Genomic DNA, 23270 nt, shown 5'->3' with positions numbered 1-23270 from the left:
TTTCAATAGGTAAATAAGCAATTTGGATGCCAAAACCAATTCAAATCAAATAGATACTTACAGATAACTTGCTGATCTAAATTCAGAGACAAAAAAAGCCAGCTATGCTGGAAGCGATAGCTGGCGAGGGGGAGGATGGTTGAATTTGAAGAGGCTAATCCAGGTTGGATCCCGTCAGCGCCATTGTTTTTCGTTGGATATCCAATGGCCTCCGGGAAGCGGCCCCGGCTTGATGAAGGCATTGACCACATTGGCCAGGAGCTTGGAGATATTGTTGTCAAAATTATAGGCGGGCAAGGCCTGGCCGAACGCGATGGAGCCAGTCGAGAATACGCCGCCGTGGTTGGGTGCGGTGAAAAACACGATATCCGCCCTGATCCTGTAGTCCTGGGTGCCGCCCACGCCAGGGTGAGCATACAACAACTCTTCCGTCGACAGGCAGTAATTGTCTGTATGGCCGCCCGATGAGGCAATGATCTTGGCATGTGGCGGCGTACCCAGGCTCAGGTCGTAGCGGTCAAGCTCCACACCTGCAGCACCGCCATGTGCCAGGCCGAAGTCCCCCAGGATTTCGCCTTCTATCCCTTCTGTAATCCAGGATACCGTCCTGTGGTAGCTGTCCGGCATGCGCCGGAATGGACGACCGGTTTCAAAACCTTCGCCAATGAATCCAACACCCAGCAGTTTTTGCGGAGCCCGGCCAAGATTTTTCCAGATGCCGCTTTTCTGGCCGGTCGTCTGCAAATAATGCTCGCCGGGCCTGGCTGCCCAGGCACGCATGCCTGAATCCAGTTTCCTCACTTCCATGACCCATGGTTCATCATCGCGATACGCCACATTCCAGTAATAGCCATTGCCTCCCATGTAAATGAGACGGCCACCCTGCTCGACAAAATCTTCATGCGCATCAAGAATGCGTTCCGAGATATATTCAGGATGGGTGCCCGTCATGATGCATTTGTAGGGCGCCATGGCAGACAGGCCTTCCAAGTGGATGTCTTCCTCAGTGAGGACTTCATAGTCATACTTCATGTGCTCCAGCCAGCCGACTATCGATAAATCGGCAGGGAACTGCCAAGTTGAGCCCATGCTGGATATCCGGAACTTGGGCCGCATATTGACGATGGGACGGTGATAGGAACTGAAGCAAACCCCTGCGCCATCCATGTAGCTGTCATAGGTCGAGAGGCCGAATTCGGGATTCTGGTACATTTCGATATCAACTGCCGAGACGATAGGCGGCTGCCCGCTCATGGGCTGAATGATTTGGGCGTCAAAACTCAAGTGCTCATTGGCATAGGCGAGATAACTGCCAGTGGGAATCAGCAATGCCAGCGCACTCTTGGGCTGTTTCGCGCGCACAAAGAACACGACGTACTCTTCATCCAGTTCCTGCGTTGTCTGTTTGCTGTTGTCCGCACGCAAACGGATGGCATACACCCCACTGCGCAAATCATCGGGAATGCGTAACTTCTTGGTTTGTTTCCAGTTGCAGTCGATCATGGCATCGGCATGGAACTCAACCCCGCCATATTCCTGCGGCGCCAGCCGGAAGCTGTCATTGCGGCCGTTCCAGTTCCAGCCAGTCTGCGCGCGTACCGGCCGGTTATAACCGTACGCATGCAAATCATTGCCGGACACATCCACGACCTTGTCCCCAATGCCATTGTCGGTATAGCCTGCGGTGGTATCCCAGTGGGCAAGCAATCCATCTGGGGATGGCGGTTTACCTGACTTGAGCTGGTCCAGCTCTTCACGTGAAAGCGCCCGCCCATACATACCGGGACGGTCAATTTTCCCGCAATAGGCCTGGCTGACAAAATGTCCCCTGAGTTCGTGCCAGTCCTGGGAGCCCGCCATGAGGAAGGGAACTTCCGGGATATTGTTGGCCTTGAAGCGCATGGTTTCCCGCACATGCGAACGGTAATCCAGCGGGGAGACCTTGCCGAGCAGGCTGTTATAGCGGTTGGCAACGCTTTCCTGATACAACGTTGCCCTGCCGGTCGAAGCATCATAGCTCACCGCTACGAAGTACCACATCTTAGCAACAAGAGGCACTTCCGCTGCGACATAATCCACTTCTTTGCCATCGCCAAGCCAGAATTCCAGCAGCCCCTGTTTATTGATACCAAGACAATAACCCTGGTTGTTGTAACAATCCCAGCGCCCCAGCAGTGCCTGCCTCAAGCCGACGTCAGGAAGCGTCGGCCAGATATAGGCATAGAGCGTAAAGCTTCCGTTGTGTGCCAGTTTATTACCCGGATCGGCAACCTTAAGGAATGACCCCACCTGGGTAAACTGCTTTTGCACATCCCATTCGCCATTCACAGGGCAAGGCATTTCTTGCTCAATGAAACCGGGCCCATCCGGATGACCGTCACCATGAATCAGACGGACCAATTGCGCAGCAACTTTTTTCGTACCATCAACACTCACATGGAATCCGATATCGTCACCAGGCTTAACTGAGATTTTGTCGGTATAGCCGAATATCTTGATTTGAGACATACATATTTCCTGACTGAAAAAAGCGTTTAAACCCGCCAACCATGCAGCCTGGAACCATCATCGATGACCCCAGGCTGGGTAGTTAGAATTGCAGCTGAAGGCCAACGACAAACTTGTCGTAGCTATCCTGATTTTCCGTCTTGTTTTTGGTGTAAACACCGCTGATACGTGCGTTGTGGCCGTCGATGATGTAGTTCAGGCCGATGTCGTATTCCCTGACATCCAAGCTGGCATTTCCGTCGGCAGAAAACTTCTGATAGCGTGTGTAAGGCTGGAACTTCCCCCATCCCACTGTCTGGGGAAACATCCAGGACACGACGCCAAGGTAGGCCTTGCCTGCCTGCACCCGGCTAATGCCATTGATATCCGCTCCCGCCAGCACCGCATCGTTATCGAAGTCATATCGGTATGCCGCCGCCTCGATATCCAGCACACCGCCGGGCAATACCTTTTCCAGCAGGAAATCCACGTTGTAGCCCAGGTAATCATCCTTGGCGAACACACTGCCGACAGCATCCTTCTGGTAACGGCCGGAAAGCCCGAGGGAAAGTACGTCCTTGCCGAAATAGACGCTGCTGGTGTAGAACCCTGGGTCCAGGTCAGCCTCCCAGAAGTCATATTGCAGGCGTCCTGCATACATAAGGCTGTCACGGCGGTTGGGGTCCAGTGCATTGTTGCCCGCGAATGCTGAAGCCTGGTTGCCTTCATAGATGCCGGCGGAATACACCAGCCGCTTGTCCAGCAGCTTCCCCCAGAACAAGATGCCGTTATCACGCCCTGTTTGCTTGTTCTGGTATTGCGAGACCACGCCAGGGAAGCTCCAGCCGTTCATGAAGAAATGCCCATCCATATTGACGCGGTCGGAAGGCGGCAGCAGCAGCCCAAACCAGATGTTGAATTCCGGCATGAACTCCAGGCGCCCGTATGCATCAATGACCTTGAGTGAGTCTTCCCCCATTTTGTCCAGGGTCACGGTTCCCTTGATGTATTGATTCAAGGATGCCGATAGATAAATACGGGCAATATCCAGATCAAAATCCTTGCTTCTGGAATGTTCATTAGGTGCAGCATCCTCCGTACTGGTAAATGCTGTACGTATGCCAAATCCCAGCGACACCCATTTGTCTTCACCAAAATTGATGGTCCCGCCTGCTTGCGCAGTGGAAGCCAGGCCCACACTACAGGCCAGCATCATGGATGGTAAAAGGTTGTTTCTAAGCCTGTTCTTCATCACAAAATCCTTAAAAAATTAACGTGGTTGATTCGCAGATTTTGTTTTAGGCATTAACTCTCCAATAAGTCCTGTACACGACGCATGAACACAGCGTGATAGGCTTCTGTTTCTGATGTATAGATCTTGTCTTCCACCACGCGGGGCGGCACTCCACGCTGCCCTGACATCGCAATGATGCGGTAGGACTTGTAGAGCTCGATTGCCACGATGGCGTATTTGTCGCTTTGCGGTTGCCTGCGGAAATAAGTGAGCAGGCGCTCCAGTGGTTCGCTGTGCTGCCCCAGCGGGCTGCGCTTGTGCTCTTCAATGATTTCCTCAGTCACCAGCGTCTTCAGGTAGTCGCGCTGCATCTTGTCAAAGCGGCGCATGAATATCTGGTCCTTGTCATGTGTTTCTGTAGCTTCTTCAGGTAACATTTCCCCACCTTTTTCTGCACGAGTTGAACGGTTTTCACTTTTCTTCTTGTTGCGCCAGGCGCGAAACTGCTGCTTGATCCCGAAAACCCCGCCTTTCAGGAATAACACCACCAGCAGCATGATCAGGCCGATGAGGATCAATCGCAGTGGCCCCCATTCGATAAAGACCTTGTCGATGATCACCACTACCAATGTTCCGAACACGGCCCCTTCAGAGCGCCCGATTCCCCCAATCACCAGCATCGCCAGTCCGAGCAGGACCGCATCCATGGAAAACAGCGAAGGAGACGCGCCGTGGAAATGGCTGGCGTATACCCCGCCCAGCGCGCCCAATACGACTGAAGTAATGATGAAGACCTGGATACGCGCCCAGCGGTAGTTCACACCTGTCGCTTCGGCAAACGCCTCGCGCTTTTCAGGCGCCATGCGCAGGATGCGGCCCAGGCGCTTGCCTTGAATGAAACGGAACATGAACAGCACCACCAACATGACGACAAAGCACACGTAGTAGCTGATGGTCAGTTCGCTGAGTTCGCTGATGCCGTCAGGCAAATAACTGTCCGCTCCATAGACGCCGCCGGTTGCGGAGCCGAAAGTGCGCGACTGGATCACATACACCCGGCACAGCTCGACCAGCCCCAAAGTGAGCAGCGCGTAATAAAAACCTTCCAGCCGCGTTGCCGGCAATGCGATCAGGATGCCGAAGACAAGGCCAATCACAGACCCCACCATCGGCAGTGACCACCACGGCAGTCCATGTGTGAGGGATAGATATGCAGCGCCATAGGCACCTGCCCCGACGATGGCCATGGAGGCCAGCGAGAAAATGCCTGCCGTACCGATCACCAATGTCCAGCACAAGTTAATGGCGGCATAAATAAAGAACACCGCGCCCGCATTGAGCAATGTGCTTTCAAAACTGACCGGCATGAACAAGGGTGCCATCAGCATGGCGAGGAAACTCAGCACCCAGTACACCGGGCGTCGGTCAAGAATGGTCTTTTCCCGGCGCAGGCTCTTGGCGTTGTACTCGCCGCGAATATTCAGGATACGCCGGCGCGTGAAGGGATAGCGCCACCGGTGCCAGGTCCTGGCCCCGTGTCCGGGGAATTTATAGTAGTAGCGCAGGCGCCCTACCTTATACAGCTTCTGTTTCGCCTTGACCGTCTCAATCCAGGGCTTGATGGGAGAGGTCCATGGAATGGTCGGCGCATTGTCCACCTCTTCCTTGACGCCCCAGTTGGCGATGGGATTTTTCCAGAGATTTGCCATGATTACGCCTCGCGTTGTTTATCGAGAATGCCGGCGATACCGCGCGGACGGATAATGAGGACCAAGATGATCAGCAGGAACTGCGTAATCAGGATGTATTGCCCGCCGAGGATGTCGGCCGTCAGCGCCTCATTGACGCCAATCATGACGGCGGCAATCATCGCTCCCCCGACACTGCCCAGCCCGCCGCACAAGGCCACGCTCAATCCCTTGATCAAAGGCGTGACACCGGAAAAAGGGCTGACAAAGTAAGTCTGTGACAGCAACACGGATGCCAGGCCGGCAAGCCCCCCGGTCAAGGCCATGACATAGAACCCAGTACGGCGGACACCGATTCCCACCAGCGAGGCAGCATGCGGATTCATCATCATGGCCCGGATTTCAAGCCCGCGACGGCTGGAACGCATCCACCACAAAGCCAGGGTGAGCATCAGGATGGAGGTCAGGATCGCCCCGCCCTTGTCGGCAGTCAGCACCACCTCGCCGAGCTCAAGCTCCCAGTCCCCAAACAATGGAGGCAGCGTTTTCGATTGCGGCCCAAAGAAATAAAGCAATGCCTGTGTGCCGATCAGGCTCAACGCCAGCGATGCAATCAGCCCGCGCACCGTGAAGTTGGGTTTATCGTGGATGGGGATGAAGGCCACGGCACATACCAGCACGCCGACCAGCGCACCGGTGAGGATTCCTCCCAGAATCACGACCGGCCCCGATGAGGAAATATATTCACTGACCAGCCAGGCCCCATAACCTGATGTCGCAAAGGTAAACCCGTAACTCATATTGATCAGGCCGAGGCTGGACCAGGTGATCGACACCCCGATTGCCAGGGTGCCGTATATACAGGCCAGAGTGACCGCCGTGATGGCAACAAAACCGATATCAATATCCATGGCCCTATACCTCCCTTCTTGATTCATGGGCAAGCGAAGTGGATGCCTCGCCTTTCAGTTTCCCCACATGCATGCCAATCACCCGATCCACCTGCCCCTCAAGCAAGGCCATGTTCTGCTCCGCAATGATCATCGCGGAATTGCCTAACTGGATTTCCATCAACGCCTTCATGACGCCCTTGCCAATCTTCGGCGCCAGCCCCAGTGAGGGTTCGTCCACCAACAGAAGTGAGGCATCCGACATCAAGCCCCGCCCTAGCGACACCATGCGCCGCTCGCCGCCTGACAAGCGCCCGACCGGAGTACTCATCAACTTCCGCAGCGGGGGAAATATCTCCAGGATCTTTTCCTTGCGCGCCTTGCGATCACGCCATGCGGCAGGAGTAAAAGCGCCGCTATCCAGATGCTCCTCCACCGTCAGGCCTGTAAAAATCTCATCGCCCTGCGGCATCAGGGCTAACCCCTGCCTCACCACCAGGTGCGTATAGCGGCCGGGGCCCTGGCTGCGGGTTCCCCCTACTTCCTTGCCGTTAAGCTTGATGGAGCCGCGCTGCCAGTCCGTCATGCCCGCAATCGCGGAAAACAGGGTGGATTTGCCATGGCCGTTCAAGCCCACGATGCCGATGCGCTCACCGGCGTAAACAACCAGATCCAGGTCATGAATGACACGCATAGGCCCCCACCCGGCAGAAAGCCCATTGATATTGAGGATTTCTCTTCGCTCACTCACAGCAGATCCCCCATTGAATGCCATCCCTCATCATCTTCCCCATGTCTTTACTCGACGTTCTCGAAATAGGCTGCATGCACTTGCGGATTTGCCAGGACGCTGGCCAGGGAGCCCTCGGCAATCGGCTCTCCCGCATCCATCACCATGACCCGGTCCGCAATCATTTCCAGCAACTCCATGCGGTGCTCCACAATGATGATGGAGACGCCCATTTCCTTCGAAAGCAGGCGTATCAGGTGATCCAGCTCATCCACTTCGGAATTGATCAGGCCTGCCGCCGGCTCATCCAGCAGCAACAGCGGCGGGCGCCTCATAAGCAGGCATGCCAATAGCAATTTGCGCCGGTTCAGCGTTTCCAGCTCCCGGGCATACTGGTCAAAATCCACCTGCAGATTCACCAGATCCAGGCCCCACTCGGCATCATGGCTGGTGAGATATGGGAGATAAGCCTGGCGTGCTGCCTTCAATACTTCACCGACCCGGAGCTCATCCGGAACCAGCGGCGTCTGGTACGTGCGCCCGATCCCCAGCCGCGCCCGCTTGAAAAGCGGCATGGATGTCACGTCCTGCCCCTTGAACAACACCTGGCCGCTCTTGGGGAAAATCCGGCCGCTCAATACTTCAAACAGGCTGGTTTTTCCCGCGCCATTCGGGCCTATGATCCCCATCACTTCGCCCGTTTCCACGGAAAGCGAAATGCCTTTCAGGATCTCCCGTCCGCCGAGCTCCAGCTTGATATCCCTGCCTTCAAATAGAACTGTCATCACCCAAACCCAATAGAATCGTTGTATGGAAGCCTGGGTTACATCCAGGGGGCGGGCTTGAAATCGACTTCCTTGAGTTGCGGCGGGTAAATAATCTTGTGTTTGCCGCCCTGGACCTGGAAGTAAAGCTGGCTCATGCCGCTATCGATACTCTGTGTGCCAACCGGGAAATGCCGCGCTTCCTGCCTAGCATTCCCCATGTAGGACCAGCCGCAGACGCCCCGGAATGCGGTCTTGCGGAGATAGTCGTTCACGGCCTTGAAATCATCGGGAGAGCCCACGGCATTCCAGGCCTGGGCCAGCATATTGACGATGTCGTAGCCGCCGCCCGTGTAGCACAGCCCCATCGTCTTGGCCGGGAAGCGCTTCTGATACTTGCCGCGGAAAGCCTGCCCTTTCTTATCCGCGTAAACCCCCAGCACCGTACTCCAGACAAAGCCTTCAGCCGCGCTCCCTGTCAGCTCCAGAAACTCAGGCTGCGACGGACCATATTGCAAGTAAATCAACGTCCCCTTGAGCGGGTTTGCCCGGAACTGTTTACAGAATGCGGCATACTCGGCAGCCACCCAGTGATCCATCATCACCGTACCGGCGCCCGTCTTCTTGATCTCCCGGATCACGCTGCCCCAGTCCTGCACCGGATACTGGATATCCGTCACCTTGGCGAGCTCGAAACGACTCTTCTTGAGCGCCTCCTGGCAAGAACGAGAGATGGTTTGACAATAGGCAATCTGCTCCTGAACGATATGCACCTTGTTGTTCTTCGGCTTCCAGCTGCCACTGGCTTCCAGGCTTTCAAGAAACACCGGAAAGGTCTCCCCGTAGAACACCTCGGAAGGATCCATCTGGAAGATGTGGTTGTACTTTTCGGGATACTTGGCGACCAGATCAGTCGCCGCACGCTGGGTATTGCCATTGACATAAGGACACTTGTAATTGGCCGAAGCATCCATTGCAGGAATTGGCACAAACAGGAAAGGCGAGCTGATCGCATGCACTTTCAAGTCCACCAGCTTGCGGACAGAGGCTTGGCAGCTTTCTGCCGACAGGAGGTCGACATCAATCGGCCGCAGCTCCAACGGACGGCCGAGAATCCCGCCATTGGCATTGATCTCTTCCTGCGCGAGAATCGAGCCATTCATATGGTCGGCATGGTCCGCAACCCCAGCCGCTGCCGTTGTCGAAATAGTCAGGCCAAGTACGATAGGCTTGCCGGAGGGTTTCTTCGGCGGACTGCCATCAGCCGCAGCGGCAAGCGTGCTGAGAGGGGCTGCAGCGGCGGCAGAAGCCGCTGCCAAAACCTTCATGATATTCCTGCGCTCAAAATTCGTATCCATACTGATTTCCTCGCTGGTGACTTGAAATGAGATGAGTCAAAGTCTAGCGAGGGGAAAATCAGAAAAACACCGTTCAAATGTACGGTTTTTGGGCGGAAATACACAAAAAATGGCGATTCGGCTGATGAATGCAGTCATGCGGATGATGATCCGCATGACTGGGGATGCAACAGATCACCCGAGGCCGGCCATATTCATAAAAGACTGGAATACCTGCCAATTGGAGCAAGCGCTTGAACTATGGCAGAATGGGCCATCGAAAAAAAAGAACAAACCATGCTATCGGACGAAACCATTGCACTTGCCAAGGCAAGGGCAAATTACGCGGGCTTTGTTCCCGTGCATCAGAACAACGATTGCATCAGAATCGCTTATGCCTGGCTGGACGCGCAAATCAAGACGGCTGGAGTGCGCGAGGTTCCAGTCAGCCAACGCGGCCTGATACGCGCATGGGGTGGGGCATTGGTGATGTATGGCGACATCATCGTGGCGGCGGAGATTCATCCCGACATTCGGGGGACATACCCTCACCTAAACCTTTCCAACGAGCTGACGCTGCCAGACTCAGCCCGCCTGGCAGGGATTCAAGGCGCCAATGAACATCCCGGGTTGAAACAGTTTGATCCGGCACGTTTCTACAATCACATCGAGAAACTGCGCAAGTAAACTTAGAACGGCTAACAAAACTCAGCGAAGCGATCCTGGCTAGACGCTTTGCCGCAGGCAGTACAAGTAGTACGGCAAGGCAACAACGCCAGGAGGGTTTTGTTAGCCGTTCTTAAAGCGATCAACACCATGCCTGTTGACGGCTGCAAAAAAGAGGACTACATTTCCACCCAAGGATTACTCATGCCAACAGCGGCGTCCTGACATTTTTTCCATACCAGCAACAGCGCTGGTAATGGTCAGAGCAAAAAAGCTCGCCAACCGTTTCAACACGGTTGGCGAGCTTTTTTTTCGCCTGTCGCTAGCGTGGGAAGCCTGGATTTTTACGAATCAATTTACTCAAGGAGCAAGAAAATGATACATGGTGATATTTCCAGCAGTAACGATACCGTCGGCGTCGCAGTAGTCAATTACAAGATGCCGCGCCTGCACACAAAGGCCGAGATTCTCGACAACTGCAAGAAGATCGCGGACATGGTGGTCAACATGAAGGCCGGACTGCCAGGCATGGACCTGGTGATCTTTCCCGAATACAGCACGCACGGCATCATGTACGACGGCCAGGAGATGTACGACAACGCCACCACCATACCCGGCCCGGAAACTGCGATTTTTGCCGAGGCCTGCCGCAAGGCCAAGGTCTGGGGCGTATTCTCGCTCACCGGCGAACAGCACGAGGAACACCCGAACAAGGCACCCTACAACACATTAATCCTGATGAACGACCAGGGCGAGATTGTGCAGAAATACCGCAAGATCATGCCATGGGTGCCGATCGAGGGCTGGTATCCCGGCAAGGAAACCTTTGTCAGCGAGGGGCCCAAGGGACTGAAGGTCAGCCTGATCATCTGTGATGACGGCAACTACCCGGAAATCTGGCGTGATTGCGCGATGAAGGGCGCTGAACTCATCGTCCGCTGCCAGGGCTATATGTACCCCGCCAAGGAACAGCAAATCCTCATCAGCAAAGCCATGGCATTCGCCAACAACACCTATGTCGCCGTCGCCAATGCCGCGGGCTTTGACGGCGTGTATTCCTACTTCGGGCACTCCGCCATCGTCGGCTTTGACGGCCGCACACTGGGCGAATGCGGCGAAGAGGAAAACGGCGTGCAATATGCCGCATTGAGCAAGCACCTGATCCGCGACTTCCGCCAACATGGCCAGTCCGAGAATCACCTGTTCAAGCTGTTGCACCGCGGCTACACCGGCGTACTCAACTCCAAGGACGGCGAACACGGCGTGGCGGAATGCCCTTACAGCTTCTATGCAAAATGGGTGCAGGATCCACAAGGCGCGCGTGAAGTGGTAGAGTCGTTTACACGCACTACCCTGGGCACCAAGGAAGCACCGATCGAGGGGTTGCCTAACTAGGGCCTGTCCAGCAACCAGCCCCGGCCCAGCCGGGGCGCAGCATGAAAGTAAGCAATGGCGAACTCCGATCCTATCCATGTTGGCGTCTTGTTTTCGACCAGCGGGACCACGGCGACCATTGAACGCTCGCAGGCATTTGCCACCTTCTTCGCCATCGGCGAGATCAATGCGGCAGGCGGCATCAATGGACGTGAGCTGGTGCCGATCTATTACGACCCCCAGGGCATTCCCAAGCAATACCAGGCATTCGCCGAGCGCATGATTCGGGACGACTGTGTCAATGTGATCTTCGGCTGCTACATGTCGAGCACCCGCAAGGCGGTGATTCCCGTGGTGGAAAAATGGCGCAGGCTGCTGCTCTACCCCACGCCTTACGAGGGCTTCGAATTCTCGCCCCACGTGATCTACACCGGTGCCGCTCCCAACCAGAACAGCGCCCAGCTAGCCGATTACATGACCCGGCATTACGGCGCGCGCATCTACCTGATCGGCAGCGATTACATCTATCCTTACGAATCCAACCGCATCATGAGCGACTTCATCCTGGAGGTGCCCGGAGGCAAGAAGCTGGCGGAACGCTATGTGCCGCTGGATGCGAGCGAAAAGGACTTTATCGGCATCGTCAAGGACATCAAGGCCAAGGCGCCGGATTTCGTGTTCTCCACCGTCGTGGGCAAAGCCACGCGCATGCTCTACCAAGCCTATGCCGACATCGGGATTGACGCCTCGAAAACGCCGATTGCGAGCCTGACCACCTGCGAGGCGGAGATTGCCGAAATGGGCCTCAGGATCGCGGCCGGGCACATTACGTCCGCCCCCTACTTCCAGTCGATTGCGAGCGAGCACAACCAGGCCTGCCTGGCCCGTTTCCACCAGCAATTCGGTGAGGAAATCGAACCCAATATGTGCTGGGAAGCCGCCTATTTCCAGACTCACCTGTTCGCCGAGGCCATGCGCGAAGCGGGCGACGATGCCTATGATGCATTGCTGCCGCACCTGTTGGGCCGCGAATACCACGCCTTGCAAGGCAAGATCGCGATCAATCCGGCCAACCACCACACCCGCCTTAACCCGCGCCTGGGCCGCGTCAACCAGGAAGGCAACTTTGACATCATTGCCGAATCGGCACCCAGCGGCGTGGAACCCGACCCTTATCTGGTAACCCATACCGGGGAAGAATGGAATCTATTGCAGCGTCCGCCGGAGGCCCTGTATGGCTAGCCCCGGCAAAAGCCAGCGCTCTACGCTGGACCTGTTCCGCGGCCTGCGCAATGCGCGCATCATGATTTTCCATCCCAAGGACGAAAACCGCGACACGCTGGTGCAGCAATTGCAGCGCATTGGTTGCCAGGCCCTCACCATGTGGCCGCCGCTCGCGGAACTGCCGGAAAATACCGATATCGTGTTTTTCCTGCTCAATGCCGAAGCCAGCGCCAAGAAAAAACCTGCGTGGCTGGGCCCATCCTCCCCCATTCCGCTGATCGGCATTGTCGAATATGAAAACCCCACTACCCTCGACACTGCCACGAGCCTGGGCAGCCACGGCATCCTGGTAAGTCCCATCCATGCCAGCGGCATCCTCGCCACGCTGATCCTGGCGATCCATCATTTCCAGGAGATCAAGACGCTCACCAAGCGCAACCAGCGCCTGGAGCAAAAACTGCAGGCCGCAAACCAGATCAGCGCCGCCCAGGCCATCTTGGTGCGTACGCGCAACATCAGCATCACCGAAGCCTACAAGGTGATGCGCGAGCAAGCGATGCTGAAGCGAACCACCATAGAAGAAATCGCCCGCGCCATCATCCATGCCGATGGCATTTTATCCAGCTGAGTTTTTGCTGGCATCCCGCATGAGAGCACTCTATCGTTCGTGAAAAAATGAAGGAGGCACATCTGAGCAAAGGCTTGCTCCGGATGCGGCTCTTTCCAATACTCCATATGATGAACATGAAGCAGGCATCGCTAATAAAAGCCTGATTATTGTCAGCCACTACCAGCAAACAGGCTATTACCCTCAAGAATTACAACCAAAGAAGTAGCCCTCCTCGGTCAGGAGCTGGTACTGGGTGGAAGATGGTGAGTATTGGAGATAAAACTTGGCGATACCCTATGGCAGCCTAGCCACAACGGCACGATTGTATGAGAAGCCACCCGGTTTTACCTGAAAAAAATGGGTACATGCAAAGCAACGCGCCAATCAAACTACCAGGAGGAAAACCCGGCAGACTCGACAGTGGAATACTTACCTTGCATGTACCTAGGACAACCCAACAACGTCAGTACAACAAATACAACTAAAACTGGCTTACTCCAGGAATCCAGTTGGTACCCGCCAGCGGCACCTTGGCCATGGCCGAAGCCTCTAAGGTAAGCGCAACCAGGTCTTCCGGCTCCAGGTTATGCAGGTGCGACTTGCCGCAGGCGCGCGCAATCACCTGGGCCTCCATGGTCAGCACCGAGAGGTAGTTGGCAAGGCGGCGGCCGGCCTTGACCGGATCCAGGCGCTTCATCAGCTCAGGATCCTGGGTGGTGATGCCAGCCGGGTCCTTGCCTTCATGCCAATCGTCATATGCGCCAGCAGTGGTGCCTAGCTTGTTGTACTCTTCTTCCAGGTGGGGATCGTTGTCGCCCAGCGCGATCAATGCGGCCGTGCCAATTGCCACGGCATCCGCGCCCAGCGCCAGCGCCTTAGCCACATCAGCGCCGTTGCGAATGCCACCGGAGACGATGAGCTGCACCTTGCGGTGCATGCCCAGATCCTGCAGCGCCTGCACTGCGGGACGGATTGCCGCGAGGATGGGAATGCCCACGTGCTCGATGAACACTTCCTGCGTCGCTGCGGTACCGCCCTGCATGCCGTCCAGCACCACGACGTCGGCACCGGCTTTCACGGCCAGCGCTACGTCGAAGTAAGGGCGGGTCGCGCCGACCTTGACGTAGATAGGTTTCTCCCAATCGGTGATCTCGCGGATTTCGGCAATCTTGATTTCCAGGTCGTCCGGGCCGGTCCAGTCAGGGTGACGACAGGCAGAACGCTGGTCTACGCCCTTGGGCAGGCAGCGCATCTTGGCGACGCGGTCGCTGATCTTCTGGCCCAGCAGCATGCCGCCGCCGCCCGGCTTGGCGCCCTGGCCGATCACCACTTCAATCGCGTCGGCCTTGCGCAGGTCGTCCGGGTTCATGCCATAGCGGGAAGGCAAATATTGATAGACCAGGATGGATGACTGTCCGCGCTCTTCCGGCGTCATGCCGCCGTCGCCGGTGGTGGTGCTGGTGCCGACGGCGCTTGCGCCACGGCCCAATGCTTCCTTGGCCGGGCCGGACAATGCGCCGAAGCTCATGCCGGCAATCGTCACCGGGGTTTTCAGGTGAATGGGCTTCTTGGCAAAGCGGTTGCCCAGGATCACGTCCGTGCCGCATTTTTCACGGTAGCCTTCAAGCGGGTAGCGGCTGATGGAGGCGCCAAGGAACAGGAGGTCGTCAAAGTGCGGCAGCTTGCGCTTGGCACCTGCGCCGCGAATGTCATAAATACCCGTAGCAGCGGCACGGCGGATTTCAGACGCGGTGTTCTTGTCGAAAGTCGCGGAGTAGCGCGGCTCGGTTTGCGGGATTTTTGGTGCGTCGCTCATGATTAATAGGCTCCTGCGTTATCTACGTGGAAGTTGTACAGCGTGCGGGCGGAGCCCAACAGCGTGAAGCTGTCAGGGTCGACATCGGCATGGCCTGATTCTTTCAACAGCTTGACCAGTATCTGGCGTGCCTCTTCATCCATGGGCTTGACCTCGCAGTCGGCCCCCAGGCTCTGGATATTGCCGCGCACGAAGATGCGGGCTTCGTAGAGGGAGTCGCCCAGCGCTTCGCCGGCATCGCCCAGGATCACCAAGTTGCCTGCCTGCGCCATGAAAGCTGAGAAACTGCCGACAGAGCCGCCGACAACAATATCGACGCCCTTCATGGAAATGCCGCAGCGCAAACCCGCATCGCCGTCGATGACCAGCAGGCCGCCCTGTGCAGTGGCACCTGCCGCATTGGAGGCAAAGCCTTTCACATGCACGCGGCCGGACATCATGTTCTCGGCCACGCCGGTCCCGGCGCTGCCCTCGATCACCACGTTGGCGACCTGGTTCATGCCGGCGGCGTAATAGCCTGCGTGCCCGTCGATCACCACATCGACATCAGCCTTGAGGCCGACGGCAATGTTGTGTGTGCCGCCTGGGTTGGTGATGGTGACCGTCTTGCCATCAAGCTCGGCAGCATCGCTGTGCAGGTACTGGTTCACCTCGCGCAGCGGGGTTTTTTCCAGGTCAAATGTTACAGCTTCCATACGTACATCTCCTTTGGTGCAGGCTCGAATACCTTGGCGTTCTTGATATCGGGCAAGTGGGCCAGCGAGCGGAACTCGGACGCGATCGCGACATAGTCGTCGTGCTCGGCCACAATCGCGGGCTTGCAGGCGAATGGGTCGCGCACCAGCGCCAGTTGGTCCTTGGTGCCCATCAGCAGGGTGTAGAAACCGTCCAGCTCTTCAAAGCCATGCTCAAGCGCGGTCTTAAGGTCGTCGCCCTCGCGCATGCGCCATTGCAGGAAGCGGCAGGCAGCCTCAGTGTCGTTGTCGGTCTCGAACGAGATGCCTTCGTGCTCGAGTTTGCGGCGGATACTGTGCGCATTGGAAAGGGAGCCGTTGTGCACCAGGCACCAGTCCTCGCCCGCGGTGAACGGGTGGGCATGCGACGGGGTGATCGCGGACTCGGTCGCCATGCGGGTATGGCCCACCAGGTGGCTGCCTGACAGCTTGGAGAAGTCATAGCGGCTGGCCACCTGGGCCGGGGTGCCGGTGTCCTTGTAGATGTCCATGAGCTGGCCCACGGACAGCAGGTGTACCTGCGGATAATGTTCCTTGAGCCAGGCCTTGACGCTCTCTGGGCTGGTGTTGGTCGTCACCACGGCGTGGTTGACCTTCACTTCCACCTTGGCATCGGCCTTGAGGCCGTTGTTGAGGTCGACACTGAGCTTGGCCCAGTCGAATTCGGGGGAGGCGCAATACAGGCTGAACTTGCGCTCGCTGTTGTCCACGGGCGCGCCGAAAATCGCCAGGCCGGCGGAATCAGGGCCGCGTTCGGTCATGCCGATCAACATAGGCAGCATCAGTTCGCCAATATTGGCCCGCATTTTCTGGTTCTTTACCAGCAATCCAACGATTCCACACATGATGTTCTCCTTCAGAATCCAAATTTTTAGAAAAACTCGATGTAGCGGTTGATTTCCCAATCCGATACATGTCGTTGATAGTCGATCCACTCGGCGCGCTTGAGCTTGATGAATTCCTCGGTAAGGGAATTGCCCAAGGCATCGCGCAGCACCTGGTTGTTTTCAAGCTTATCCAGCGACTCGTTGAGGTTTTGCGGCAGGATGCCGATACCATGCTGCTTCATTTCCGCGAATGACAGGTCGAACAGGTTGATGGAGTGCCCCGCGCCGGGGTCAAGCTCGCGCTTGACGCCATCCAGGCCGGCTGCGATCACCGCAGCCGTGGTCAGGTAAGGGTTACAGCTGCCATCCGGCAAACGCAGTTCCAGGCGGCCATAAGGGATGCGCACCATGGTCGAGCGGTTGTTGTTGCCGTAGGAAATATAAGCAGGCGCCCAGGTGGATCCGGTGAGCGACTGGCTCACCACCAGGCGCTTGTACGAGTTGACGGTGGGTGCCGCCAGCGCGGTCAGTGCCGGGGCGTGGTGCAGGATGCCGCCCAGGAAGTGATAGGCCAGCTGCGAAAGCCCGTGGCCGGTCTTGTCCGCGTCGTCCTGGAACAAGCTCTTTTTGCCGTCGCCTATAGACATATGCATGTGCATGCCGTTGCCGGGGCGGTTGCCGAAGGGCTTGGGCATGAATGAGCAGATCATGCCCATCTCATTGGCGATGTGGCTGGCCGCCATCTTGAACAGGATGTAGTCGTCCGCGCTGCGCAGGCAGTCCGCATAGGTGTAATTGATCTCGAACTGGCCGTTGGCGTCTTCATGGTCTATCTGGTACACATCGAGGCCCGCCGCGATCAAGGCCTCAGTCAGGCGCTCAAGAAATTCCGCCTGCCGCGTCATGCCCTTGTAGTCATAACAGGGCTTCTGCAAGGTGTCGCTATCGTCACAGGGATGAATGCCGCCCTTCTCGTCCTTCTTAAGCAGGGAGAATTCAGGCTCTAGGCCGGTGTACAGCGTCCACCCGTTCGCGCTCAGGCGCTCGATCTGTTTTTTCAGCACCACGCGCGAGTCGTACTCGTAAGGCTTGTCTTCCACATGGCCGTCGCAAATGATGCGCGCGTATCCCGGCTGCCATGGAATCAGGCTGAGGGTGGACAGGTCGCCCACTGCCATATAGTCGGGGCCGTTGGGCAATATGCCCATGCCCCAGATGGCACCGCCGGCAAAACCCGCGCCTCCCTTGAGGATGGAACGCAAATGGGCGGCAGGCACCGACTTCACCTTGGCTACGCCGTGAATGTCCACAAACTGCGCCAGCACGTATTTCACATTGTTTTCCGCCAGGAACTGCTCTGCTTCAGCCAGCTCCTGGGCAGGAGTGCTTGGTTGGTATGTGAACTTTCCGTCTACTGTTTTCATATAACTCTCCGAGTCCGATTTATTCATTTATAGGCACTGAAATAGTTGCCTATCCCAATTGGTCCGCCACTGTGCTCGTTAGCTATGCCTGCCATCACTTCCCACAAATATGGACCGTACGAACTATCGCACCACACCCTGTAGCGGGCCTCCCCCTCCAGGTCCTGGTGCATCAGGACTACGCTTACCCCGGCAAATTGAGTCATGACGACTTCTTGTACGCCCAGGGCAGCGCGAGTTAAATCAATTGAACATACTTCCGCAAACAACTCCTGTACCGCGTTGCCGCTCAACACAAACGACGCTTCAACATGTGGTACCAGGTATACACCTGCCGGCTTTGCATCTGCTTTAAGCAGCTTTTCGCAAAGATTGCCGCCCGGCGCATTCTCGATCAGGAATTCACTGCCGCCCAGCCGCAACACCAGGCTGCCATCGGCGTTACCAGCCCAGCTGTTAGGCTGCTCGGGAACAACAATGCCCTGGTCTTGCAACCACTGCGCTGCGTTACGTCCCTTTACGCCAAACTTGCCAAGAAAACTGGCGTCGGCAATTCCCAAAAACTCTTTCCTGGCTTCTTCCTCATCACTACCCACAAACCGTGTCACCACCTGCATGCCGTTGATGACACCCCATGCAACTGATCCAACCGGAAAAGCATGGGCAATCGGGGTGATTAATTTTTCTGTCTGCATGGCGACGCTCACTTTTGCATTGCAAGAAATTGGGAAGAAACCACTGTGGCATTGACCAGCGCCCCACTGTCGGCACGAATCTGGAATCGTGATCCCAGCGCGCTATGTTCAGGCGCCACGTAGGCAAAACCGATCACACGGCCTATCGTCCTGGAGTAGGCGATACTGGTCACGCGGCCTTCGATTTCACCTTGGCGTATCACCAGGTTGCATTCAAACGGCATCTCGCCGGCATAGCCTGCATCCAGCTCAAACGCCACCAGAGTTTTCTTCACTGGGCGCTTGGCGATAATCTGCAGGCTGCGCTTACCGATGAAGTCAGGCTTGTCCAGGCTGATCGCATGCTCGGCGCTGATCTCGTAGGGGTTGGTCAGGCCGTCGGTATCAATGCCAGGCATGGCGTGGCCCATTTCCAGGCGCAACAATCGCTGCGCATCGGTACCGAAAGGCTTTAGCCCCAATGCCTGGCCTGCCCCCATCACGCGCTCCCAGACAAAGGCTGCCTGCGGCGTGGGGATATGCAATTCGTAAGTAGAATCCGAGACAAAAGCCACGCGTATCAGGCGTACCGGCACGCCGGCAATTTCAGTCTCGCGTATGCTCTGGGCGGGCAGTGCGCTGTCATCCAGGCTGATATTGACCAGCCCGGACAAGACCTGCCTGGCGAGCGGCCCGGCGACATTGATGGCCGCATAGGCGCCGGTGACATTGACCAACCCGATATCCAGCTGCCATATCTGCTGCCAGCGCTGCATCTCGCGGTAAACCGCGGCTGCATTGGATGTGCCGGAAGACAGGTAGAACAAATCTTCTGCCAGGCAGTGCGCCAGGCCGTCGTCCACCACCACGCCGGACTCGTCCAGCAGCATGGTGTAACGGGAGGAGCCGACTGCCTGAGGGATGTAATTGCCAGTGAAGAAGCGCTCCAGGAACAATGCAGCATCCGGGCCGTGCACTTCGATCTTGCCGAAGGAGCTGCTGTCGATGATGCCTGCCTTGGTCCTAACCGCCTCGACTTCGGCCAGCACGGTGTCCGCCACGCCGAGACCTGCCACCTTGTAATAAGCCGCGCGCTTCCAGGCGCCGACATCGGTAAATACGGCGCCAAGCTTATGGTTCACGTCATGCAATGGCGTGAGGCGATGCGGATGGAAACCGCGGCCGCCCAGATGGCCTATCGGTGTTGGGTGGAAGAACGGGCGCGATGTCGTGGTGCCGATCTGCTCTACCGGCACGCCGCGCACGCGCGCCAAGATGCGGATGGCGTTCATGTTGGAATGCTTGCCCTGGCTGGGGCCCATGCCGACCGTGGTGAAGCGCTTCATCAACTCAATATTGTCAAAGCCCTCTTTGGCGGCATTGATGAAATCCTTGACCTGGATATCCTCGTCGAAGTCGACGAAATTCTTGCCCTTGGGGTGCGGCACAATAGGATAGGCATGGCTTTGGGCGCGGGTAGAAGGCTGTACGGATGGCAGCTCAGGCACATCAAGGCCAATGTGAAGCAAGGCTTGTGCAGCCGCACGCGCACCATCCTGGACTTTTTGAGCCAGCTCATACACCCCATTGACACGTCCAGCGGCGAAAATGCCAGCAGGCAGCCTGTTGGGCACGAACTGGTGCACGCCATAGTCGTAGCGCATGGCGGTGCCGGCTTGGTACAACAGGTTGGCGGCAGGCGCCCACCCGGCGCACATGGCAACCCCGTCACATTCCAGGGTGACCTTGTCGCGGGTCAGCGCTTCATTGGTTTTTTCGTCATATTCGGTGACAGTCACGGACTTGACGCCGGTCTTGTCCGCATTGGCCTGTACTTCATAGATACAGCTGCCAGCAATGGTCTTGACGCCACGGCGCGCAAGCTGCGCAGCCAGCGGGCCATCCTTGGCATCGCTGCGCAAATCCACCACCGCCGCCAGCTTGATTCCGGCTTCCAGCAAATCCTGCGCGACGCGGTAGCCGTAATCGTTGGCGGTAAATACCACGCCATTGCTGAACGGCTTGACGCTGTAGCGGTGCAGCAGGCGCTGGGCGGCCGAACCCAGCATCACGCCGGGAATGTCATTGTTGCGGAACACCGGCGGCTGCTCAAATGCGCCGCTTGCCATGATGACCGAACCGGCGCGCACCTTGGTGATACCCTCACGCGTCACCACCGGAATCAAGTGGTCAGGATAGTAGCCAGCGGCATAAGCCCCGGCTATCAGGCTGACATTCGGCAGGCTCTCGAGCTTGGCCAGTAATTCCTGCAATAGATTGGCCGACTCCTGGCTGCCGCCCCAGTCGAACCCGAGGCTGCCGCCAAGTTGGGCATTCTCGTCCACCAGCACCACGCGCAAGCCGCTCTTGCCTGCCTCATAGGCCGCGGAAAGGCCTGTAGCCCCGCCGCCGATCACCAAAACATCGCAGTGGGCATGAAGCTTGCGCTTGAGAATGCGTGGATAGTTGAAGTTGACGACACCAAGTCCGGCTGCCTTGCGGATGATGTTCTCCCAGAACGGAAACATCTTCTTCGGCGTATGGAAAGCCTTGTAATAGAAGCCTACCGGCAGTAATGGCGAGATGGAGTCTATCAGCCGGCTGCGGTCCTTCTTCACGCCACCGTCAGTGTTCACCGCTGCCAATGCCATGCCTGCTGCCACAGGCACCACATCGCCGCGGATATTGGTGTCCATGCCGTCGGTCACCATCACGTTGATGTCATGGTTGGCAAGGCTCAGGATGCCGCGCGGGCGATGGTACTTGAAGCTGCGGCCCAGCACTTGCTCGCCACTGGCCCAGAGGGCGCTGGTAATCGAGTCACCTTCAAAGCCGCTGAACTCCTTGCCTTCAAAGCTGAACTTGATGGTTGAGGCACGGTTGACCCATTCGCCCTTTTGCCTGGCTAAACGCGCGCTCATTGCTTGCCCTCCTGGCCTTTCAGAAATGTACGTATCACTTGATCGGTTAATGTATTGCGCTCGGCGATAAACCAGGTGCCGCTGGGCGCGTGGTACCACCACTCCTGCTTGATGCCGGGGGCGCCGTGACGGTTGTGCACGTAATCGGCCCATACCTTGTCACTGCAATCCGCGGCGGGAGGCACGCGGCACTCGCCGCCAAACACAAATTCGCTCAAAGGCCTGGTGCCATTCACTGGGCATGTCAGTAGTTTCATGGTGCTTGTCCTCTTAATGGCCGACCGACGCCGCGCCTTTTTCACCCGTGAGCTCGTAATCCTCAAAGCGTGACAGGCGGAAGGAATGGATAAGGTCTGGCGCATGGTCGCGCGCGATGGTTTCCGCCATGGTCTTGCCGCTGATGGGCGTGGCCTTGAAACCCCAGGTGCCCCAGCCGGCATCCAGGTAGAAACCCTCTATTGGCGTCTTGCCCATGATGGGCGCGAAATCCGGCGTCATGTCCGCCATGCCGGCCCACTGGCGCACCACCTTGATATTGGAAAGAAAAGGGAACATGTCCAGCATGTGCGAAGTGAGGCCCTCGACAAAATCCAGGGTGGAACGGGTGGAATGCACTTCATAAGGGTCCAGCGAAGACCCCATGACCAGTTCGCCGCGCGAAGACTGGCTGACATATACATGCAGGCTGCCGGAAACCAGGATGGTATCCAGCCAAGGCTTCATCGGCTCGGTGACGCAGGCCTGCAATGGATGGATGACAATCGGCGTATCCAGCCCCACCATCTCGCAAATGCGCGGGGTAAAGCCCGCTACCGCTGACAACACCTTGGTAGTGGCAATATAGCCCTTGCTGGTCTTGACCCCTGCCACTTTGCCGCCTTGGACATCGATGCCCAGCACTTCGGTATTCTGGAAAATCTCCACACCGAGGCGGTCCGCGCCGCGGGCATAGCCCCAGGCCACGCCGTCATGGCGGGCGACAGAGCCAGGCGCGTGATACAGCGCGCCGAGGATGGGCGCCTGGCCGCTACAGCTCATATCGAGCTGGGGACAGGCTTTGGAGATTTCCTCGGGACCAACCACATAGCTTTCAACGCCGACATGCTTGTTGACCTCGGCACGCCAGCGCATGGTGCGCATGGCGGATTCGGTATGCGCCAGCGTGAAATGGCCGCGTGTGGAGTAGAACAGGTTGAGGTCCAGCTCTTCTGACAAACCCTCATAGATCTTGACGCTGGCGTCGTAGAACTTTACGCCTTCAGGCGTCAGGTAATTGGAGCGCACGATGGTGGTGTTGCGTCCGGTATTGCCACCGCCGATGTAGCCCTTTTCCAGTACCGCCACATTGGTGATGCCATGTTCTTTGGCCAGGTAATAGGCCGCTGCCAGCCCATGGCCGCCACCGCCGATGATCACCACGTCATAAGACTTCTTTGGGGTCTCATGCGCCTTGAAAAACCTCGTTCCCGGATAGTCTTTGCTTAACGCGTATTTGAGCAGTCTTAACGGCATCTATGGTGGCTCCAATGGATTGGTTCAAACATCCAGCGATTGAATCAAAAATAAACTTTTTTTCTTAACAAGAAACTTAAGCGTATTTATACCGAGTGCCAAAATCAGTGTCAACAGTTTTATGAAACTTTTTTTCATATCAAGAAACACTATCAGAATGTCAATACTTCCAAGGGAGTAATTGCCGGGTTTCATAGCGTCCTGAAAGAGAATATTTAAGGTATGTATTTCCCCACTACGCGGATAAATAAAAATCCACACCGGGTGCCTTTCACGCCTTGCACTGCCATTGAAAACAAGCAGGGCTCGTACCAATCAACCTTAAAATAGCGCTGGGGAAAAATTGCCTGATGCCAAG

At 56.8% G+C, this 23270-nt stretch carries 19 protein-coding genes; 4 read left to right on the top strand and 15 right to left on the bottom strand.

The features are described from left to right. Nucleotides 1–174: 174 nt before the first annotated feature. The 7 genes from LG198_RS10885 to LG198_RS10855 all read right to left on the bottom strand — a co-directional run bounded on the left by LG198_RS10885 (nucleotide 175) and on the right by LG198_RS10855 (nucleotide 9151). Nucleotides 175–2508, bottom strand: coding sequence for a LamG domain-containing protein (locus LG198_RS10885; protein WP_230343208.1), 2334 nt, complete (start codon nucleotides 2506–2508; stop codon nucleotides 175–177). Between the two features lie 82 nt (nucleotides 2509–2590). Next, nucleotides 2591–3739: a porin gene (locus LG198_RS10880; protein WP_230343207.1), complete on the bottom strand. Its 1149-nt coding sequence runs from the start codon at nucleotides 3737–3739 to the stop codon at nucleotides 2591–2593. Between the two features lie 53 nt (nucleotides 3740–3792). After that, nucleotides 3793–5430, bottom strand: a complete 1638-nt coding sequence (locus LG198_RS10875) for a branched-chain amino acid ABC transporter permease (RefSeq protein ID WP_230343206.1) — start codon at nucleotides 5428–5430, stop codon at nucleotides 3793–3795. A 2-nt stretch (nucleotides 5431–5432) separates the two neighbouring features. Beyond that, nucleotides 5433–6320, bottom strand: coding sequence for a branched-chain amino acid ABC transporter permease (locus tag LG198_RS10870; RefSeq protein ID WP_230343205.1), 888 nt, complete (start codon nucleotides 6318–6320; stop codon nucleotides 5433–5435). Nucleotides 6321–6324: 4 nt separating this feature from the next. Beyond that, nucleotides 6325–7050, bottom strand: a complete 726-nt coding sequence (locus tag LG198_RS10865) for an ABC transporter ATP-binding protein (RefSeq protein ID WP_230343204.1) — start codon at nucleotides 7048–7050, stop codon at nucleotides 6325–6327. 47 nt (nucleotides 7051–7097) lie between these two features. Then, a complete protein-coding gene (locus tag LG198_RS10860; protein ID WP_230343203.1) occupies nucleotides 7098–7814 on the bottom strand; it encodes an ABC transporter ATP-binding protein in 717 nt (238 codons plus the stop codon). 38 nt (nucleotides 7815–7852) lie between these two features. After that, nucleotides 7853–9151 carry an ABC transporter substrate-binding protein gene (locus LG198_RS10855; protein ID WP_230343202.1) on the bottom strand — a complete coding sequence of 433 codons (1299 nt, stop codon included), beginning with the start codon at nucleotides 9149–9151 and terminating at the stop codon, nucleotides 7853–7855. 240 nt (nucleotides 9152–9391) lie between these two features. On the opposite strand from LG198_RS10855, the gene LG198_RS10850 reads away from it, so the two are divergent. The 4 genes from LG198_RS10850 to LG198_RS10835 all read left to right on the top strand — a co-directional run bounded on the left by LG198_RS10850 (nucleotide 9392) and on the right by LG198_RS10835 (nucleotide 13022). Next, nucleotides 9392–9817, top strand: coding sequence for a hypothetical protein (locus tag LG198_RS10850; RefSeq protein WP_230343201.1), 426 nt, complete (start codon nucleotides 9392–9394; stop codon nucleotides 9815–9817). 354 nt (nucleotides 9818–10171) lie between these two features. Beyond that, nucleotides 10172–11191, top strand: a complete 1020-nt coding sequence (locus tag LG198_RS10845) for an aliphatic amidase (protein WP_230343200.1) — start codon at nucleotides 10172–10174, stop codon at nucleotides 11189–11191. 54 nt (nucleotides 11192–11245) lie between these two features. Next, a complete protein-coding gene (locus LG198_RS10840; RefSeq protein ID WP_230343199.1) occupies nucleotides 11246–12412 on the top strand; it encodes a transporter substrate-binding domain-containing protein in 1167 nt (388 codons plus the stop codon). Continuing rightward, a complete protein-coding gene (locus LG198_RS10835) occupies nucleotides 12405–13022 on the top strand; it encodes an ANTAR domain-containing response regulator (RefSeq protein WP_230343198.1) in 618 nt (205 codons plus the stop codon). Before LG198_RS10840 ends, LG198_RS10835 begins: the two co-directional genes overlap by 8 nt. 463 nt (nucleotides 13023–13485) lie before the next feature. Here the strand turns inward: LG198_RS10835 and LG198_RS10830 are convergent, their stop codons facing one another. Genes LG198_RS10830 through LG198_RS10795 form a run of 8 tightly spaced genes read right to left on the bottom strand, consistent with a single transcriptional unit; the run spans nucleotide 13486 to nucleotide 22912 of the window. Further along, nucleotides 13486–14820: an FMN-binding glutamate synthase family protein gene (locus tag LG198_RS10830; protein ID WP_230343197.1), complete on the bottom strand. Its 1335-nt coding sequence runs from the start codon at nucleotides 14818–14820 to the stop codon at nucleotides 13486–13488. 2 nt (nucleotides 14821–14822) lie between these two features. Then, nucleotides 14823–15515 (bottom strand): GltB/FmdC/FwdC-like GXGXG domain-containing protein, encoded by a 693-nt coding sequence (locus LG198_RS10825; RefSeq protein ID WP_230343196.1) that lies wholly within the window; start codon nucleotides 15513–15515, stop codon nucleotides 14823–14825. Continuing rightward, nucleotides 15503–16399: a class II glutamine amidotransferase gene (locus LG198_RS10820; protein ID WP_230343195.1), complete on the bottom strand. Its 897-nt coding sequence runs from the start codon at nucleotides 16397–16399 to the stop codon at nucleotides 15503–15505. The genes LG198_RS10825 and LG198_RS10820 overlap by 13 nt, the downstream gene beginning before the upstream one ends. A gap of 26 nt (nucleotides 16400–16425) precedes the next feature. After that, a complete protein-coding gene (gene glnT, locus LG198_RS10815; RefSeq protein ID WP_230343194.1) occupies nucleotides 16426–17805 on the bottom strand; it encodes a type III glutamate--ammonia ligase in 1380 nt (459 codons plus the stop codon). Nucleotides 17806–17828: 23 nt separating this feature from the next. Continuing rightward, nucleotides 17829–18500 (bottom strand): aminomethyltransferase family protein, encoded by a 672-nt coding sequence (locus LG198_RS10810; RefSeq protein WP_230343193.1) that lies wholly within the window; start codon nucleotides 18498–18500, stop codon nucleotides 17829–17831. 8 nt (nucleotides 18501–18508) lie between these two features. Continuing rightward, nucleotides 18509–21400 (bottom strand): FAD-dependent oxidoreductase, encoded by a 2892-nt coding sequence (locus LG198_RS10805; RefSeq protein WP_230343192.1) that lies wholly within the window; start codon nucleotides 21398–21400, stop codon nucleotides 18509–18511. Then, nucleotides 21397–21657, bottom strand: coding sequence for a sarcosine oxidase subunit delta (locus LG198_RS10800; protein WP_230343191.1), 261 nt, complete (start codon nucleotides 21655–21657; stop codon nucleotides 21397–21399). Before LG198_RS10800 ends, LG198_RS10805 begins: the two co-directional genes overlap by 4 nt. A gap of 13 nt (nucleotides 21658–21670) precedes the next feature. Further along, entirely contained in the window at nucleotides 21671–22912 is a 1242-nt protein-coding gene (locus LG198_RS10795; RefSeq protein WP_230343190.1) for an FAD-dependent oxidoreductase, read from the bottom strand. Between the last annotated feature and the right edge of the window lie 358 nt (nucleotides 22913–23270).

It is taken from the genome of Methylobacillus arboreus (assembly GCF_020532725.1).
Lineage (GTDB): Bacteria > Pseudomonadota > Gammaproteobacteria > Burkholderiales > Methylophilaceae > Methylobacillus > Methylobacillus arboreus.
The sequence above is the reverse complement of the archived record's forward strand: the minus strand, read 5'-3'. Positions and strand labels throughout refer to the sequence as shown.

Excerpts from the sequence above, each read along its gene's own strand:
- LG198_RS10885 (WP_230343208.1), bottom strand. The coding sequence starts at position 2,508 with ATGTCTCAAATCAAGATATTCGGCTATACCGACAAAATCTCAGTTAAG.
- LG198_RS10880 (WP_230343207.1), bottom strand. The coding sequence starts at position 3,739 with ATGAAGAACAGGCTTAGAAACAACCTTTTACCATCCATGATGCTGGCC.
- LG198_RS10875 (WP_230343206.1), bottom strand. The coding sequence starts at position 5,430 with ATGGCAAATCTCTGGAAAAATCCCATCGCCAACTGGGGCGTCAAGGAA.
- LG198_RS10870 (WP_230343205.1), bottom strand. The coding sequence starts at position 6,320 with ATGGATATTGATATCGGTTTTGTTGCCATCACGGCGGTCACTCTGGCC.
- LG198_RS10860 (WP_230343203.1), bottom strand. The coding sequence starts at position 7,814 with ATGACAGTTCTATTTGAAGGCAGGGATATCAAGCTGGAGCTCGGCGGA.
- LG198_RS10855 (WP_230343202.1), bottom strand. The coding sequence starts at position 9,151 with ATGGATACGAATTTTGAGCGCAGGAATATCATGAAGGTTTTGGCAGCG.
- LG198_RS10850 (WP_230343201.1), top strand. The coding sequence starts at position 9,392 with ATGGCAGAATGGGCCATCGAAAAAAAAGAACAAACCATGCTATCGGAC.
- LG198_RS10845 (WP_230343200.1), top strand. The coding sequence starts at position 10,172 with ATGATACATGGTGATATTTCCAGCAGTAACGATACCGTCGGCGTCGCA.
- LG198_RS10840 (WP_230343199.1), top strand. The coding sequence starts at position 11,246 with ATGGCGAACTCCGATCCTATCCATGTTGGCGTCTTGTTTTCGACCAGC.
- LG198_RS10835 (WP_230343198.1), top strand. The coding sequence starts at position 12,405 with ATGGCTAGCCCCGGCAAAAGCCAGCGCTCTACGCTGGACCTGTTCCGC.
- LG198_RS10830 (WP_230343197.1), bottom strand. The coding sequence starts at position 14,820 with ATGAGCGACGCACCAAAAATCCCGCAAACCGAGCCGCGCTACTCCGCG.
- LG198_RS10825 (WP_230343196.1), bottom strand. The coding sequence starts at position 15,515 with ATGGAAGCTGTAACATTTGACCTGGAAAAAACCCCGCTGCGCGAGGTG.
- LG198_RS10820 (WP_230343195.1), bottom strand. The coding sequence starts at position 16,399 with ATGTGTGGAATCGTTGGATTGCTGGTAAAGAACCAGAAAATGCGGGCC.
- glnT (WP_230343194.1), bottom strand. The coding sequence starts at position 17,805 with ATGAAAACAGTAGACGGAAAGTTCACATACCAACCAAGCACTCCTGCC.
- LG198_RS10810 (WP_230343193.1), bottom strand. The coding sequence starts at position 18,500 with ATGCAGACAGAAAAATTAATCACCCCGATTGCCCATGCTTTTCCGGTT.
- LG198_RS10805 (WP_230343192.1), bottom strand. The coding sequence starts at position 21,400 with ATGAGCGCGCGTTTAGCCAGGCAAAAGGGCGAATGGGTCAACCGTGCC.
- LG198_RS10800 (WP_230343191.1), bottom strand. The coding sequence starts at position 21,657 with ATGAAACTACTGACATGCCCAGTGAATGGCACCAGGCCTTTGAGCGAA.
- LG198_RS10795 (WP_230343190.1), bottom strand. The coding sequence starts at position 22,912 with ATGCCGTTAAGACTGCTCAAATACGCGTTAAGCAAAGACTATCCGGGA.